The organism is Isoptericola halotolerans, from assembly GCF_045689585.1.
GTDB lineage: Bacteria > Actinomycetota > Actinomycetes > Actinomycetales > Cellulomonadaceae > Isoptericola > Isoptericola halotolerans_B.
Window position 1 is genome coordinate 325,683 of the sequence record NZ_CP140108.1, and the last position, 16,022, is coordinate 341,704.

11 protein-coding genes are annotated in these 16,022 nt (G+C 73.9%); 6 read left to right on the forward strand and 5 right to left on the reverse strand.

The window, feature by feature from the left end; all coding sequences use genetic code 11:
- Positions 1-46: 46 nt before the first annotated feature.
- Complete coding sequence (locus UQW22_RS01560; RefSeq protein ID WP_407319081.1) at positions 47-1,000, reverse strand: sugar-binding transcriptional regulator; 954 nt, start codon at positions 998-1,000, stop codon at positions 47-49.
- A gap of 111 nt (positions 1,001-1,111) precedes the next feature.
- Here UQW22_RS01560 and UQW22_RS01565 point away from each other — a divergent pair, with 111 nt between their 5' ends.
- The 3 genes from UQW22_RS01565 to glpK all read left to right on the forward strand — a co-directional run bounded on the left by UQW22_RS01565 (position 1,112) and on the right by glpK (position 5,252).
- Positions 1,112-2,857: an FAD-dependent oxidoreductase gene (locus UQW22_RS01565; RefSeq protein WP_407319082.1), complete on the forward strand. Its 1,746-nt coding sequence runs from the start codon at positions 1,112-1,114 to the stop codon at positions 2,855-2,857.
- 96 nt (positions 2,858-2,953) lie between these two features.
- Positions 2,954-3,688, forward strand: a complete 735-nt coding sequence (locus UQW22_RS01570) for an MIP/aquaporin family protein (RefSeq protein ID WP_407319083.1) — start codon at positions 2,954-2,956, stop codon at positions 3,686-3,688.
- Between the two features lie 46 nt (positions 3,689-3,734).
- Positions 3,735-5,252, forward strand: coding sequence for a glycerol kinase GlpK (gene glpK / locus UQW22_RS01575; protein ID WP_407319084.1), 1,518 nt, complete (start codon positions 3,735-3,737; stop codon positions 5,250-5,252).
- Positions 5,253-5,343: 91 nt separating this feature from the next.
- Here glpK and UQW22_RS01580 read toward each other — a convergent pair whose 3' ends face one another.
- Entirely contained in the window at positions 5,344-5,940 is a 597-nt protein-coding gene (locus UQW22_RS01580; protein WP_407319085.1) for a TetR/AcrR family transcriptional regulator, read from the reverse strand.
- Positions 5,924-6,649 carry a hypothetical protein gene (locus tag UQW22_RS01585; protein ID WP_407319086.1) on the reverse strand — a complete coding sequence of 242 codons (726 nt, stop codon included), beginning with the start codon at positions 6,647-6,649 and terminating at the stop codon, positions 5,924-5,926. The genes UQW22_RS01580 and UQW22_RS01585 overlap by 17 nt, the downstream gene beginning before the upstream one ends.
- A gap of 78 nt (positions 6,650-6,727) precedes the next feature.
- Here UQW22_RS01585 and UQW22_RS01590 point away from each other — a divergent pair, with 78 nt between their 5' ends.
- The 3 genes from UQW22_RS01590 (at position 6,728) to UQW22_RS01600 (ending at position 13,940) form a co-directional block, all read left to right on the forward strand.
- Positions 6,728-8,479, forward strand: a complete 1,752-nt coding sequence (locus tag UQW22_RS01590; protein ID WP_407319087.1) for an alpha/beta fold hydrolase — start codon at positions 6,728-6,730, stop codon at positions 8,477-8,479.
- 107 nt (positions 8,480-8,586) lie between these two features.
- Positions 8,587-12,564, forward strand: a complete 3,978-nt coding sequence (locus UQW22_RS01595) for a Pls/PosA family non-ribosomal peptide synthetase (protein ID WP_407319088.1) — start codon at positions 8,587-8,589, stop codon at positions 12,562-12,564.
- An 11-nt stretch (positions 12,565-12,575) separates the two neighbouring features.
- Entirely contained in the window at positions 12,576-13,940 is a 1,365-nt protein-coding gene (locus UQW22_RS01600) for a M1 family metallopeptidase (RefSeq protein ID WP_407319089.1), read from the forward strand.
- Here the strand turns inward: UQW22_RS01600 and UQW22_RS01605 are convergent.
- Positions 13,912-14,517, reverse strand: coding sequence for a 4'-phosphopantetheinyl transferase family protein (locus tag UQW22_RS01605; protein ID WP_407319090.1), 606 nt, complete (start codon positions 14,515-14,517; stop codon positions 13,912-13,914). The two genes, UQW22_RS01600 and UQW22_RS01605, sit on opposite strands and share 29 nt — an antisense overlap.
- Positions 14,514-15,995 carry a helix-turn-helix domain-containing protein gene (locus UQW22_RS01610; RefSeq protein ID WP_407319091.1) on the reverse strand — a complete coding sequence of 494 codons (1,482 nt, stop codon included), beginning with the start codon at positions 15,993-15,995 and terminating at the stop codon, positions 14,514-14,516. Before UQW22_RS01610 ends, UQW22_RS01605 begins: the two co-directional genes overlap by 4 nt.
- Positions 15,996-16,022 lie beyond the last annotated feature (27 nt).

Here is a 16,022-nt window from a genome sequence, read left to right on the forward strand (position 1 = left end):
GCGGCCCGCGCGTCATGCCGCTCACCCCGCCGGGGCGCACGAACGTTCACGCGCCGGAGTCGGCGAGCCGGGCCGCCGTCGCCTCGTCGACGACGAGGTCCGTCACCACCCCGGCCGCGAGCGCCGCACGCAGCGGCACGACCTTGTTGTCCCCGGCGGCGACGCACAGGCGCCGCGGGATGCGGCGCAGCTGGTCGGGCGTCGGGCCCGTCGCCCGGGCGTTGATCGCGATGTCGCGGTAGGTGCCGTCGGGTCGCAGGAAGACGGTGCACACGTCCCCGGCCACCCCGGCGCGGTCCAGCGTCGCGACGTCCTCGGGGTCGAGGTAGCCGGCGGAGTACACGTGCGACGGCACGCCCGTGAGCGCGCCGACGGAGAACACCGCCAGGTCGGTGCGCGTCTGGACGTCCAGCACCCGGCGCACGGACCGCTCGCGCCACATCGCGGCCCGCGTCTCGGCGTAGTCGAAGAAGGCCGGCACCGGGAAGTGGTGCACGTTCGCCTCGAAAGCGCTCCCGATCTGGTCGATCAGCCCGCCGGCGTAGCTCACCCCGGACGTACGGGTGTTCGCCGCCCCGTTGAGCTGGACCACCGACGAACCACGGGTCGCCTTGTCCGTCAGGTGCTCGGCCACCGCCGCCAGGGTGGTGCCCCACGCGACGCCGAGCACCATGTCGGAGTCGAACCAGCGCGACACGAGGCGGGCCGCGGTCCGGGCGACCTGACCGAGCCGCTCGGTCTCGTCGGCCGAGTCCGCGACGGGCACCACGTACACCTCGATGCCGTGCCGCGAGGCCAGCTCGCGTCCCAGACCGGGGGCGCGGGAGTGTGCCGGCCGCAGCGTGATCTCGACGACGCCGGTGTCCCGCGCACGCTTGAGCAGGCGCGACACCGTCGAGCGCGACGTCCGCAGGTGGCGCGCGATCGACTCCATCTTCATGTCCTGGAGGTAGTACATCGTCGCGGCCATCACCACGTCGCGTTCCCGAGAGGTCGTCACCGTCCCAGCATGACGCGCGACGACGCATTCTGCACGTTCGTGCACCTGGCTTGCGAGAACGTTCCGGTGGTGGTGCTCTGGTGGAGAACCCGACCGAGAGGAGCCCGACCGATGGCCTCCCGACTCACCGCAGAGTCACGCACCCGAGCGCTGGCCGCCCTGGAGAGCTCGCAGGAGCCCGCCACCGAGCTCGACGTGCTCGTCATCGGTGGCGGTGTGACGGGTGCCGGCATCGCGCTCGACGCCGTCACCCGCGGCCTGTCCACCGCGATCGTCGAGGCGCAGGACTGGTCCGCCGGCACGTCGAGCTGGTCCAGCAAGCTGGTCCACGGCGGCCTGCGCTACCTGCAGATGCTCGACTTCTCCCTGGTCCACGAGGCCCTGACCGAGCGCGACCTGCTGCTCAAGGAGCTCGCACCGCACCTGGTCAAGCCGGTCCCGTTCCTGTATCCCCTCGAGCACCGCGTCTGGGAGCGGGCCTACGTCGGCGCCGGCATCGCGCTGTACGACACCCTCGCCGCCGTCGCGCCGGGCCGCCGGGCGATGCCGATCCACCGGCACCTCAGCCGCCGCCAGATCGCGCAGAAGTTCCCCGACCTCGCGCACGAGGCCGCCATCGGCGCCGTCCAGTACTGGGACGCCTCGGTCGACGACTCGCGGCTGGTCAGCACGCTCGTGCGCACCGCCGCCGACTACGGCGCGCACGCCGCGTCCCGCACCCAGGTGGTCGCCCTGACCAAGAGCGCCACCGGCGCCGTCAACGGCGCCGTCGTCGTCGACCTGGAGACGGGCCGGGAGATCCCGGTGCGTGCCCGGCACGTCATCAACGCGACCGGCGTGTGGACCGAGGACACCGAGGCGCTCGCCGGCGACGAGGGCGGCCTGCGGGTGCTGGCCTCCAAGGGGATCCACATCGTCGTGCCCCGTGAGCGCATCAAGGGCACCGTGGGCCTCATCCTGCAGACCGAGAAGTCCGTGCTGTTCATCATCCCGTGGTCGCGCTACTGGGTCATCGGCACCACCGACACCCCGTGGGAGCAGGACCCGGTGCACCCCGTGGCGAACGCCTCGGACATCGACTACGTGCTCGACCACGCCAACGCGGTCCTGGCCCACCCCCTGACCCGGGACGACATCATCGGGACGTATGCCGGCCTGCGGCCGCTGCTGCAGCCGGGCACGAAGGAGGGCACCGGCTCCTCCAAGGTGTCCCGCGAGCACACCGTCGCCTCCCCGGCGCCCGGCCTCACGGTCATCGCGGGCGGCAAGCTCACCACCTACCGCGTCATGGCCAAGGACGCCGTGGACTTCGCGATCGGCCAGCGTGCCCACGCGCTGCCGTCGGTGACGCACCAGATCCCGCTCGTCGGCGCCGTCGGGCTGTCCGCCGTGCGCCGCCAGGCCCGCGCCTGGTCCCAGCGCTACCGCTGGAGTCCAGCCATGCTCGACCACCTGCTGCACCGCTACGGCTCGGCGCTGCGCGAGCTGGTCACCCTCTGCGAGGAGGACCCCTCGCTCGCCCGACCGCTGGAGCACGCCCCCGCCTACCTGCGCGCCGAGATCCACTACGCGGTCAGCCACGAGGGTGCCCTGCACCTGGAGGACCTGCTGCTGCGCCGCACGCGGCTGGTCTACGAGGTGCCGGACAAGGGCCGGGCAGCCCTCGACGAGATCGCCGAGATCGCCGCCCCCCTGCTCGGCTGGGACGACCAGGCGCGCCGGTCCGAGATCGAGGCGTACCAGGCCCGCGCCGACGCCGAGGACGCGGCCGCGCGCCAGACCGACGACGCCTCGGCCGAGGAGGCTCGCTCGCAGGCGCCTGACGTCGCGCCGATGCGGCCGCTGCACGGCTCCTGACCCGGCCGGCCGCCCGGCGGCCGCCGCACGAATCCGCACGACCCCGGCGCCCGCCGGGGATCCGACAACGAAGTCCGACAGAAGGTGAGTACGACAATGTCGTCAGGTGAGCTCTTCATCACCGAGTTCCTGGGCACGATGATCCTGCTGCTGGGTGGTGCCGGCGTCGTCGCCAACGTCATCCTGCCCAAGACCAAGGGGTTCAACGGTGGCTGGCTGCTGATCAACTTCGGCTGGGGCCTCGCCGTGTTCGCCGGTGTGTTCGTGGCCTTCAAGTCCGGCGCCCACATCAACCCCGCCGTGACCTTCGGGCTCTGGGCCAACGGCGCCACCGAGTTCGGCCCCGGGATCCCGGTGACCGCGGCGAACGGGTTCATCTACATCTCGGCCCAGATGGCCGGCGCCGCCGTCGGCTCCGCGCTGGCGTTCCTCGCCTACAAGAAGCACTTCGACGAGGAGGCGCCGCCCGCGACGAAGCTCGCCGTCTTCTCGACAGGCCCCGAGCTCCGCTCGTACGCGTGGAACTTCGTCACCGAGGTGATCGGCACCTTCTTCCTGGTCTTCCTCGTGCTGTCGTTCGCCAACTGGCCCGGGGACATGGGTCCGCTCGCCGTGGCCCTCATCGTGGTCGGCATCGGTGCCAGCCTCGGTGGCCCCACCGGGTACGCCATCAACCCGGCCCGTGACCTCGGCCCGCGGATCGCGCACGCCCTGCTGCCGATCAAGGGCAAGGGGTCCAGCGACTGGGGCTACGCGTGGGTCCCCGTCCTCGGCCCGATCGTCGGCGGCATCCTCGGTGGACTGCTCGCCTCCGCCGTGGCCTTCGGCTGACCCGCCACCCACTCTTCCCGTACACGTCAACGCAAAGGAGCACAGCATGGCCGACTACGTCCTCGCCATCGACCAGGGCACGACGAGCTCGCGTGCCATCATCTTCGACCACTCGGGGCGCAGCGTCTCGACGGGTCAGATCGAGCACGACCAGATCTTCCCCCGGGCCGGCTGGGTCGAGCACAACGCCGAGCAGATCTGGAACAACGTGCGAGAGGTCGTCGGGCTGGCCCTGACCCGCGGCAACATCTCGCACGAGGACCTGGCGGCGGTCGGCATCACCAACCAGCGCGAGACCGCCGTCGTCTGGGACAAGAACACCGGCAAGCCGGTCTACAACGCGATCGTCTGGCAGGACACGCGCACCCAGGCCATCGCCGAGGAGCTCGGCGGCGACGAGGGACCCGAGAAGTACAAGTCGATCGTCGGCCTGCCGCTGGCCACCTACTTCTCCGGGCCCAAGATCAAGTGGATCCTCGACAACGTCGACGGCGCCCGGGAGGCCGCGGAGAAGGGCGACCTGCTCTTCGGCAACACCGACACGTGGGTCCTGTGGAACATGACCGGCGGCCCCGACGGCGGCGTCCACGTCACCGACGTCACCAACGCCTCGCGCACCATGCTCATGGACCTCGACACCCTGAGCTGGCGCGAGGACATCGCCGCCGACATGGGCATCCCGATGTCGATGCTGCCCGAGATCCGCTCCTCCTCCGAGGTGTACGGCCGCGGCCGTCCGCGCGGGATGGTGCCCGGCGTGCCGATCGCCGGCATCCTCGGCGACCAGCAGGCGGCGACGTTCGGCCAGGCCTGCTTCGAGGTCGGCACCGCCAAGAACACCTACGGCACCGGCAACTTCATGCTGCTCAACACCGGTACCGAGAAGGTGCCCTCGGAGAACGGGCTGCTCACGACGGTCTGCTACAAGATCGGCGACGCCGACGCCGTCTACGCGCTCGAGGGCTCCATCGCGGTGACCGGATCCCTGGTGCAGTGGCTGCGCGACAACCTCGGGCTCTTCGCGGACGCCCCAGACGTCGAGTACCTGGCCGGCAAGGTCGAGAACAACGGCGGCGCGTACTTCGTCCCAGCGTTCTCCGGCCTCTTCGCCCCGTACTGGCGTCCGGACGCCCGCGGCGCCCTCGTCGGCCTGACCCGGTTCGTCGACCGCAACCACATCGCGCGCGCCGCCCTCGAGGCGACGGCGTACCAGACCCGTGAGGTCATGGACGCGATGCGGGCCGACTCCGGGGTCGACCTCACCGAGCTCAAGGTCGACGGCGGCATGGTGGCCAACGAGCTGCTCATGCAGTTCCAGGCGGACCAGCTCGGGGTCGACGTCGTGCGCCCCGAGGTCGCGGAGACCACGGCCCTCGGTGCCGCGTACGCGGCGGGCATCGCCGTCGGGTTCTGGCAGGGCGAGTCCGACGTCACCGAGAACTGGGCGGAGGGCAAGCGCTGGACGCCGTCGATGGCGGAGGGCGAGCGCGAGCGTCTCTACCGGCAGTGGAAGAAGGCCGTCACCAAGACCTTCGACTGGGTGGACGAGGACGCGGGCGAGTAGTCCGGCGGCCCGCACGAGCGACGGCGGGGGCCGGCCATCGCGACCGGTCCCCGCCGTCGTGCGTCCGGGGCACACCGGGGCGGCGGCTCGCTCAACCACCGCGCAGGAAACCGCGGGCGGTGTCGACCAGGACGTCCCCCTCACCCTCGGCCGTGAACCCCTCGTCGACGGCCACCCGTTCGAGGAACCCGTCGGTGAGCAGCATCAGCCAGGACACCAGGCGAGCGGCCGGCAGGTCGGTGCGGGCCTGGCCGCTCGCCTGAGCCCGCACGACCCAGACGCGCAGCACCTCGCGCTGGGCGTCGTCGTCGGCCGCCAGCGCCTCGGCGATCCGGGGCACGTGCATCACCCCGGCCACCGCCCGGACGAAGCCGGGTATCCGCGGGTCGGCGGCGTCGTCCGCCGTCGCGCCGACCAGCTCGAGGAGGACACCCAAGGCGTCCGTGCGGCCCTCGAGCGCCTCCGCCCGCTCCCTCGTCTCGGCGGTGCCGAGCTCGAGGATCGCCAGCAGCAGGTCGGCCTTCGTGGCGAAGTAGTGGAAGAACGTTCCCGAACCGATGCCGGCCTGCCGGCAGATCCGTGCGGTCGTGGCGCCGTCGTACCCGCGCTCGGCGAAGACCGTCAGCCCCGCGTCGATGATCTGCAGCCGGCGGGCCGCGTGCCGCTCGGGGTCAACGGGACGCGCCACGGCCACCGTTCCCGGCATCGACGTCGCAGCGGCGCACCTGCAGGCGACCGTCGCGCACCCGGGCCGCCAGGCCGAGGCGGCCGAGCGCGGCGTCGAGCTCCTGCACGGCCGCCGCGTCCCGGCGTTCGCGGTCGCGGCGCCGCAGCAGGGCGTGCTCCTCGTCGGTGAATCCCGGGCGCCCGTCGACCCAGCCGACGTATTCGGTCTCGTACGGATCGGCATCGGTCCACGGCCAACTGTGCGCCACGAACGCGTCCCGCAGCGCCGTCCGGGGCAGGTCGTCGGCGTCGAGGCGGGACCGCACCCGTCCGTCCGCCGCGAGGAGCACCAGGTGGCGGCCGTCCCGGAAGACCGCGGCGACCTCGCTGCGCTCGACCCAGCCCTCGCCGCGCAGCGCACCGCCGTCGGTACGGTGCTCGAGGTGGTCGTCGAACACGGTGACCTGCAACGACTCGTTGATCATCGCCAGCGCGATCCACGTGCCACCGACCAGCCCCAGGGTCGCGACGATCGGCACGGACCACGACAGGGGCAGGTCTGCCACCACGCCGACCGCGCCCGGCACGGGGATCGGGGTGGCCTCCAGGCCGGATCGCAACCAGCCCGCCAGCGCCGGCAGACCGAACCCCAGACCGATGCTGGGCACCAGCACGCACAGGAGGACCAGGGCGGCGGCGGAACGCGGCATGCGCACCTCGGTGGGCTTCACCCGCCAATTATTGGAGCAGGCGCTCCAATAAATCAAGCAGGTCGGTCGAGCCGGCGTCCGCGCTCGTAGGCTGGGGCGGTGAGCATCACCTCGACCTCCGCCTACACGATCCCCGGCGCCCACGTCACCGACCGCACCCTCACGGTCCCCCTCGACTGGGCCTCCCCCGACGACGACCGCACCCTCTCGCTGTTCGTGCGCGAGGTCGTCGCGCCCCGGCGACGGCACGAGGACCTGCCGCTGCTGGTGTTCCTCCAGGGTGGGCCCGGCGGCAAGGGCCCACGGCCCACCGGCGCGGAGGGCTGGCTCGGCGAGGCGCTGCAGCGGTTCCGCGTGGTCCTGCTCGACCAGCGCGGCACCGGGCGGTCGACGGCGGTCCGGGCGGGCGCGCTGCAGCGTCTCGGATCCCCGGAGGTGCAGGCCGAGCACCTGACCCACTTTCGCGCCGACTCGATCGTGCTGGACGCCGAGCATGTGCGCCGCACGATCTACGACGGGCGGCGCTGGTCCACCCTGGGACAGTCCTACGGCGGGTTCCTCACCCTCACCTACCTGTCGCTCGCGCCGGAGGGCGTGTCGGCGTCCTACGTCACCGGAGGGCTCGCGGGCCTGACCGCGAGCGCCGAGGAGGTCTACGAACGCACCCAGGCGCGGGTCGTGGCGAAGAACGAGCAGTACCGGCACCGCTACGGCGACGACGTCGAGCGGATCGCGCGCATCGCCGACCGGATCGCCGTCGGCGACGTCCGGCTCCCGGGCGGGGACCTGCTGAGCGTCGAGCGGTTCCAGTCCCTCGGCATGGCGTTCGGCATGGGGCCCGGTTTCGAGCGGGTGCACTGGATCGTCGACGAGGCGTTCGACGACGCCGCCCCGGGCGAGCTGACGGACACGTTCCTCGCCGAGGTCGAGGCCACCACCGGGTTCGCGACCAACCCGCTGTACGCCGTGCTGCACGAATCGATCTACGCCCAGTCCGGAACCGGGCCGACGGCGTGGGCGGCGCAGCGGGTGCGGGACGGCGACGCCGCGTTCGCCACGGACGCGCGACCGCTGCTGTTCACCGGCGAGATGATCTACCCCTGGATGTTCGACCAGGTCGCCGCTCTGAGGCCGTTCCGGGAGGCCGCCGAGGCGCTCGCGTCCCGCGGCGACTGGCGCGACCTCTACGACATCGACGCGTTGGCGGCGAACGAGGTGCCCCTCGAGGCGGCGGTCTACCACGACGACATGTTCGTCGACGCCGGCCTGTCCCTGGACACCGCGGCCCGTGTCGGCAACGCCCGCGCCTGGGTCACCAACGAGTTCGAGCACGACGGTCTGCGCGCCGGCGACGTGTTCACGAAGCTGCTGGACCGCCTCGACGCCCGCGGCGGGCCGCTGGCGGAGCCACAGGTGGCTCGCTCGTCCGGATGGTTCGCCTCTGCGCCGCTGTCCGGCGCCGTCTCTCGCCCCGACGACGCTCGGTCCGGCGACGACGTCGAGGTGTCCGGGAACAGCACGGACCCGGGTGCCGACCGCGCAGCCGAGAGCCGCTCTCCGCACGCGGCGTACGAGGTCCGCCTGATGAACGACTACTCCGCCGGGTGGCCGCTGTGGTCGAGCCTCCCGACGCGGATCGAGAACGGTGTCGACGACGCGCTGCGGACCCGCCTCCGCACCTGGGCGACGACGTTCCAGGAGCACTTCGACCCGTTCGACGGCTGGGACGACGCCGCCGTGGCGGGCGACCACCGGGCCGAGGGCGAGCAGCTGCGCGACGCGCTCCAGGCAGCCCTGCCCTGGCCGTGGACGGTCCGGCTCGAGGCCTGGGAGCACCGGGCCGAGGGCTGAGCGCACGGCGGGACGTCGTCGCGCGCGGGCACGGCAGGCGGTCCACGGCGCCGGAACGTACGATCCGCGTGAAGACGCACCCGTTCGTCCGTCACGAGAGGACCCGTGTGTCCCCGACGCCCTCCCTGCTCGCGAGCGACCGCACGCCCCCGGCCCGCACCCTCGTCGACGTCCTGGCGAGCACCGCTGCCACGTACCCCGACGCCCCCGCCGTCGAGGACGACGTCAGGAGCTGGAGCTACGCCGAGCTGCAGGCGGAGGTGCGCGCACGAGCCGCCGCCCTGGCCCGGGCAGGAGTGCGGCGCGGCGACCGGGTCGGTGTGCGGGCCACGTCCGGCCGCGCAGACCTGTACCTGTCGGTCCTCGCCGTGCTGCACGCCGGTGCCGCCTACGTGCCGGTCGACCGCGACGACCCGGCCGAACGCGCGGAGCTCGTCTTCGGCGAGGCCGGGGTCGTCGCCGTGCTGGGCGACGACGGACGGCTCTCCCCCGGACCGGGCCGCACCCGGCCGGACGGCACGGCCTCTGCCGTCGGCGACCGCGACGCGGGGAGACCGGAGGCACCACGGACCGAGGACGACGCCTGGATCATCTTCACCTCCGGGTCGACCGGCGTGCCGAAGGGCGTGGCGGTCACCCATCGCAGCGCGGCCGCGTTCGTCGACGCCGAGGCCCGCCTCTTCCTCCAGCGGTCACCGCTGGGACCGGGTGACCGCGTGCTGGCGGGCCTGTCCGTGGCGTTCGACGCGAGCTGCGAGGAGATGTGGCTGGCGTGGCGCCACGGTGCCTGCCTCGTCCCGGCCGACCGCGCGCTGGTGCGCACCGGTCTCGACCTGGGCCCGTGGGTGGCCGACCGCGGCATCACCGTCATCTCGACAGTCCCCACGCTCGCCGGGCTGCTGCCGGCCGCCGACCTGGCGCGGGTCCGGCTGCTCATCTTCGGCGGCGAGGCGGTCCCGCCCGAGCTGGCGGCCCGGCTCGTCGGCGAGCACCGGGAGGTGTGGAACACCTACGGCCCCACCGAGGCGACCGTCGTGGCCTGCGCGGCGCCGCTCGACGGGGTGAGCGAGGTCCGGATCGGGCTCCCCCTCGAAGGCTGGGACCTCGTCGTGGTGGACGACGCCGGTACCCCCGTCCCCGCCGGCGCCACCGGTGAGCTCGTCATCGGCGGCGTCGGGCTCGGCCGCTACCTGGACCCCGCCAAGGACGCGGAGAAGTACGCCCCCCTGCCCTCGCTCGGCTGGCAGCGTGCGTACCGGTCCGGGGACCTGGTGGTCAACGACCCCGCCGGGCTGCTGTTCGTCGGGCGCGCCGACGACCAGGTCAAGGTCGGCGGGCGCCGGATCGAGCTGGGCGAGATCGACTCCGCCCTGCTCGACGACCCGCAGGTCAAGGCCGCGGCCGCGGCGGTGCGCCGGTCCGGTGCCGGCAACCAGGTGATCGTCGGCTACGTCGTGCCCACCGATCCGGGCACCTTCGACGCCCACGCGCTGACCTCCCACCTGCGCGAGGTGCTGCCCGCGGCGCTCGTGCCGATGCTGGGCGTGGTCGACGAGATCCCCACCCGGACCAGCGGCAAGGTGGACCGGGACGCGCTCGCCTGGCCGCTCGCCGGGCCCGGTGGCGGGACCGCCACGGACGGCGGACCCGTCGCGCTCGGCGGACCGACCGCCGACTGGGTCGGTGCGCGGTGGGCGGCGGTGCTGGGCGTCGCGCCGACGGGCTCCGACGACGACTTCTTCGACCTCGGTGGCGGGAGCCTCACCGCGGCCCAGGTCGTCTCGGCCGTGCGCGAGCGCTACCCCGCCGCCACGGTCGCCGACCTCTACGCCCACCCCACCGTGGCAGGGCTCGCCGACCGCCTCGAGACGGCCTACGGACCCGCCGGCCTCGCCCCGGCCGCGGACCCCGCGGCGCCCGTCCCGCTGACGACGCCCGGGACGCACCTGTTCCAGCAGGTGATGCTCGTGCTGCTGCGGGTGGTCTCCGGGCTCCGCTGGGCCACCTGGACCGCCCTGGCCGTGACCGTCGCCCGGGCGGGCGTCGACGTCGGCGTCCTCGACCCCGGGTCCGGCGCCGCCCGGGTGGTGGCGGGCGTCCCGGCGCCGCCCGCGGCCGGCGTGGTGCTCGCCTGGTTGCTGCTCGTGACCCCGCTCGGCCGCCTCGCGCTCGCCGCCCTCGGGGCCAGGCTGCTGCTGCGCGGCGTGCGCCCCGGTGACCACCCCCGGGGCGGCTCGGTCCACCGGCGGCTCTGGCTGGCCGAACGGCTCGTCGACGCGCTCGGCGGCATCACCGTCTCGGCGGCCCCGCTGGTAGGTCTCTACGCCCGGGCGCTGGGTGCCCGGATCGGCCGCGGCGTCGACCTGCACACCCTGCCACCGGTGACGGGCATGCTCCGCGTCGGTGACGGCGCCGCCGTCGAGCCCGAGGTCGACCTCTCCGGGCACTGGATCGAGGGCGACGTGCTGCACGTCGGTCCGATCACCGTCGGACGCGGCGCCACGGTCGGCGCGCGCAGCGTCCTGCTCCCCGGTGCCCGGGTCCGCCGCGGCACCGACGTGGCCGCCGGGTCCGCCGTCGTCGGCTCCACGGGCCGCCACGAGTACTGGGAGGGGTCGCCCGCGACCCGCCGGCGCAGCCAGGTCAAGCACCCGTGGCCGGACGAGCGTCCCGCACGAGGTCCGGCCTGGGTAGCGCTCTACGGGCTGGGCGGCGTGCTGCTCTCGCTGCTGCCCGTGGTCGCCGTCGCCGTCGGGGTGCTCGCGCTCCTCGGTGGTCCCCCGCCGGACGGCCCGGCCACGCCGTCCGCCGCGATGCTCGCCGCCGCCGCGCGGCTCCCGCTGGCTGCCCTCGCCGCTTTCGCGGCCTACGCCCTGCTCACCCTCGCGCTCGTCCGCGCGCTGAGCCTGCGGATGACCGCCGGGTACCACCCGGTCCGCAGCCGCGTCGGCTGGCAGGCCTGGTGCACCGAACGAGTGATGGACTCGGCCCGCACCGCGCTGTTCCCCCTCTACTCGAGCGTGTTCACGCCCGGCTGGCTGCGCCTGCTCGGCGCCCGGATGGGCAAGCACGTCGAGGCGTCCACCGTCGTGGGCATCCCCTCGATGATGGAGGCCTCGGACGGCGCGTTCCTCGCCGACGACACCATGGTGGCGCCGTACGAGCTGGGCGGCGGATGGATGCGCGTGGCCCGGGCGAAGGTGGGGCGGCGAGCCTTCCTGGGCAACTCCGGCATCACCGCCCCCGGTCGCAGCGTCCCCAAGAACGGGCTCGTCGCCGTGCTGTCCGCGGCACCGCACAAGGCCCGCAAGGGCTCGTCGTGGATCGGCAGCCCGCCGGTCCTGCTGCGGCGCGCGGCGGCCGACGACGCCGACGAGGGACTCACCTTCAACCCGAACCGACGGCTGCTGTGGGCGCGCGGCGCCGTGGAGGTCCTCCGCCTGACGGCCGTGGTCGTCTCCGCGGCGCTCGGCGTGGCGGTCGTGACGGTCGTCCTGGAGGTGGCTCGCACCGCCGGCTGGGTCGCGGCCGGCGTGCTGGGCGGGCCGGCGCTGCTGGCCGCCGGTCTCGTCGCCGCCCTGGTCACGTCGGCCGCCAAGTGGCTGCTGGTCGGCCGCTTCCGCGCCGGTGACCATCCGCTGTGGAGCAGCTTCGTGTGGCGCAACGAGCTCGCCGACACGTTCACGGAGGTCGTGGCCGCACCCTGGTTCGCCCATCACGTGACGGGCACCGCGCTGCTCACCGGATGGTTGCGCACCCTGGGGGTCCGCGTGGGTCGCGGGGTGTGGTGCGAGACCTACTGGCTGCCCGAGGGTGACCTGGTGCGCCTCGGCGACGGTTCCGCCGTCGGCCGCGGCACGGTGCTGCAGACCCACCTGTTCCACGACCGGGTGATGAGCCTCGGCACCGTCGAGCTCCGGCCGGGCGCCACCGTCGGGCCGCACTCGGTGGTGCTGCCCGCCACCCGCCTGGAACGCACCGCGGTGGCGGGCCCCGCGTCCCTGGTGATGCGCGGCGAGGTGCTGCCCGCCGGGTCGCGCTGGCACGGCAACCCGGTCTCCCCCTGGCCGACGACGGACGGATAGGCTCACCGACCATGCCCAGCAGCCGCGCGAGCGACCCCGACCCGTACGTGCCGCACCACGGCTCGCGCGACTTCGTCGTCGACCACTACGACCTCGACCTGCGCTACCGCGTGGGACCGAACCGTCTCGAGGGTCGGGCCCGTCTGGACGTGCGGGCGGTGGACACCCTCGACGAGCTGCGGCTCGACCTCGTGGGCCTGCGGGTCGCCCGGGTCGAGGTCGACGGGGCCCGCGTCCGCCACGCCCACCGCAAGGGCTCGGTCCGGCTCCGGCTGGCCGACGCGCTGCAGCCCGGTGGCACGGCAGCGGTGACGATCGCCTACGCCGGCAACCCCGCCCCCGCGACGGGCGCCTGGGGCGACGTCGGCTGGGAGGAGCTCACCGACGGGGCGCTCGTCGCCGGGCAGCCCACGGGGGCACCCACCTGGTTCCCGTGCAACGACCACCCGGGGTACAAGGCGACGTACGACCTGTCGTTCACCACCGACGCCCCGTACACCGTGGTGGCCAACGCCCCCCTGCGCACGGTCACCCGGCGGGCCGGCACCCGGACCTGGACCTTCGAGCGCACCGAGCCGATGTGCACCTACCTCGCCACGGTGCAGGTGGGCCCGTACGACGTCGTGGCGTCGGGCGAGCACGCACGGGTGGCCCGGCCCGCCGGCCGGGCCGCCGACGTCCGGCACGACCTCGACCGGCACGACGAGCTGTTCTCGTTGTTCGAGGGCCTCTTCGGCCCGTACCCGTTCGCCGGGTACACGGTCGTGGTCACGTCCGACCCGCTCGAGATCCCGCTCGAGGCGCACGGTCTCTCGGTGTTCGGCGCCAACCACCTCGACGGGAGCAAGGGGTCGGACCGTCTCGTCGCCCACGAGCTCGCGCACCAGTGGTTCGGCAACAGCGTCTCGGTCCGGCAGTGGCGCGACATCTGGCTCAACGAGGGGTTCGCCTGCTACGCGGAGTGGCTGTGGTCGGAGGCCTCGGGCGGACCGGCGGCGGACCAGCTCGCCCGCGAGCACCACGGCCGGCTCGCGGTGCTGGACCAGGACCTGGTCATCGCCGACCCGGGGCCACGCCTCATGTTCGACGACCGGCTGTACAAGCGCGGCGCCCTCACCTTGCACGCCCTGCGCCTGGCGCTCGGCGACGACACCTTCTTCGCGCTCCTGCACACCTGGACCGACCGTTACCGGCACGGTCATGCGACGACGGCGGACCTGCGTGCGCTCGTCCGCGAGCTGGCAGCGTCCACGGACGGCCTCGAGGAGCTGCTCGACCGCTGGCTCGACGCCCGGGGGCTGCCCGACCTGCCGCCGGGCGGGGATCCGTCGTCCCGCGGCGCCGGGCTCAGGGAGCGCGCAGCGCGACCGCGCTGACCAGCGCGCGCGGCGCGGCCGGGGTCGCCGGCAGCTCGTCCTCGGTCCACACCTCCGGCACCGGCGCCGGGCCCGGACCCTGCCAGCGCACGACCTGCGGGGCACCTCGTCCGGCGTCGAGCGCCAGCAGCGCGGGATCCACGGCCAGCCCGTGGCCCGTGGCCTTGAGGAGCGCCTCCTTGCGGACCCAGGTGCGGGCGACCCGGTCCACCGACGCGGCGTCCACCCGCTCCTCGGGTGCGAGCAGCACCGCCGTCACGGGTGCCCGGCCGACGGCGTCGACGTCCTCGGCGTCGACACCGCACGGACCGGCGTCGGCCGCCGCGACGACCAGGCGGGTCGCGGTGTGCGCCACGCTGACGTGCCAGCCGGCCACCAGCGCCGCGGGCACCTCCGGCTTGCCGTGGTCGGTCCCGCCGCACGTCGAACAGCGGCGTTGCAGGACGGCGGCCTCGCCGCCCAGGTCGAGGCCTGCCGCCGCGAGGACGCTGCTCAGGAGCCCCGCGCGGACGTCCCGGTAGCCCGGGGAGGCGCGCCCTCCCGGCAGGGCGGCGACCTGGACCAGCAGCCTGCTCACGCTGTGGGCCGTCCGTCCGGGACGGTGGGGGCGTGCCGTTCGAGGAAGCGGTACACGTCGGTGTCGTCCACCCCCGGGAAGACGCCGCGCGGCAGCGCGGCGAGCACCTGCTGGTGCATGCGGGCGCTCGGCCACGAGTGCGCCTGCCAGCGTTCGGTGAGGTCCGACGGCGGCCGCTGGCAGCAGGAGGGGTCCGGGCACGTCGAGGTGTGGCGCACCTGGGTGTCGCGTCCGCGGAACCACTTGGCGTGCGCGTACGGCACGCCGACGGTGATGGAGAACTGCCGGCCGTCCGCGGCGGTGCCCGTCTGCACCGAGTCCCAGAACGTCCCGGCCGGGGTGTCGGTGTACTGGTAGGACTCCGTGGCCCGGTCACGGCGGCGGAACGCCTCCCGGGCCGGCCACCACCGGCACACGAGCTGGCCCTCGATGGCGCCGGTGACGTCCTGCGGCAGCGGGATGCCGTCGTTCGCGTACCCGCGGAAGAGGGCACCGTCGTCCCCGACGCGCAAGAAGTGCAGCGGGACGCCCAGGTGCACCGTGGCGAGGTTGGTCAGCCGCATGGCGGCGGCCTCGTGCGTGACGCCGAACGCGTCCCGGAAGTCCTCCACCGCGAGGTCCTTGTCCCGCTTGCGCTGGGACAGGAACTCGACGGCCGTGGGCTCCGGGATCAGGCAGGCCGCGGCGAAGTAGGTGATCTCGACGCGCTGGCGCAGGAACTCTCCGTAGGAGCGCGGGCGTTCGTGGCCGAGCACCCGGTGCCCGATCGCCTGCAGCGCCAGCGACCGCAGCCCGTGCCCGCCCGGGATGGAGGCGGGAGGCAGGTAGATGCGGCCGTTCTTCCAGTCGGTCACCGAGCGTGCCGAGCGCGGCAGGTCGTCGACGTGCAGGATCGTCAGGCCCAGGTCCTCGGCGATGCGCGCCACGGTCCGGTGCGTCAGCGCGCCGCCGGTGTAGCCCGCGCGGCGCGTCATGTCGTGGGCCAGCGCCTCGATCTGCGGCATGTGGTTGTCGCGCTCCTGGCGCTCGGTCCGCAGGACGGTGTTGGCCCGCCGCGCCTCCTCGGGCGTGGCGATGGCCTCCTCCTCGCGCCGCGCGATCTCGGCGTGCAGCCCGACGAGCTGCTCGAGCACCGGGACGGGGAGCTTCTGGCTCGGTCTGATCGGCGGCAGCCCGAGCGCACCGAACAGGGGCCCGCGCTGGGCCCGTTCGAGCGTGATCTCGAGCGCGGCGCGGCGCGACGGTGGCTCGTCCGCGAGGAGGTCGGGCAGCGCCACCTCCAGCGCCTCGGCGAGCGTGCGCAGCAGGGAGAGCCGTGGCTCGCGGCGGCCGTTCTCGATGAGGGAGAGCAGGCTCGGCGCACAGTCCACGGCCTTCCCGAGAGCGTCCAGCGTGAGACCCCGGGAGGTGCGGGCGTGCCGGATACGGCGGCCCAGGGTGATGAGGTCCGGGGCGTCGGACGGCGTCGTCGCGGTCATGGATTCACAATACGTGAAGATCGATGG

What these genes read in the sequence shown, in the direction of transcription:
- UQW22_RS01565 (WP_407319082.1), top strand. Translation starts at nt 1,112, where the DNA reads ATGGCCTCCCGACTCACCGCAGAGTCACGCACCCGAGCGCTGGCCGCC.
- UQW22_RS01570 (WP_407319083.1), top strand. Translation starts at nt 2,954, where the DNA reads ATGTCGTCAGGTGAGCTCTTCATCACCGAGTTCCTGGGCACGATGATC.
- glpK (WP_407319084.1), top strand. Translation starts at nt 3,735, where the DNA reads ATGGCCGACTACGTCCTCGCCATCGACCAGGGCACGACGAGCTCGCGT.
- UQW22_RS01600 (WP_407319089.1), top strand. Translation starts at nt 12,576, where the DNA reads ATGCCCAGCAGCCGCGCGAGCGACCCCGACCCGTACGTGCCGCACCAC.
- UQW22_RS01610 (WP_407319091.1), bottom strand. Translation starts at nt 15,995, where the DNA reads ATGACCGCGACGACGCCGTCCGACGCCCCGGACCTCATCACCCTGGGC.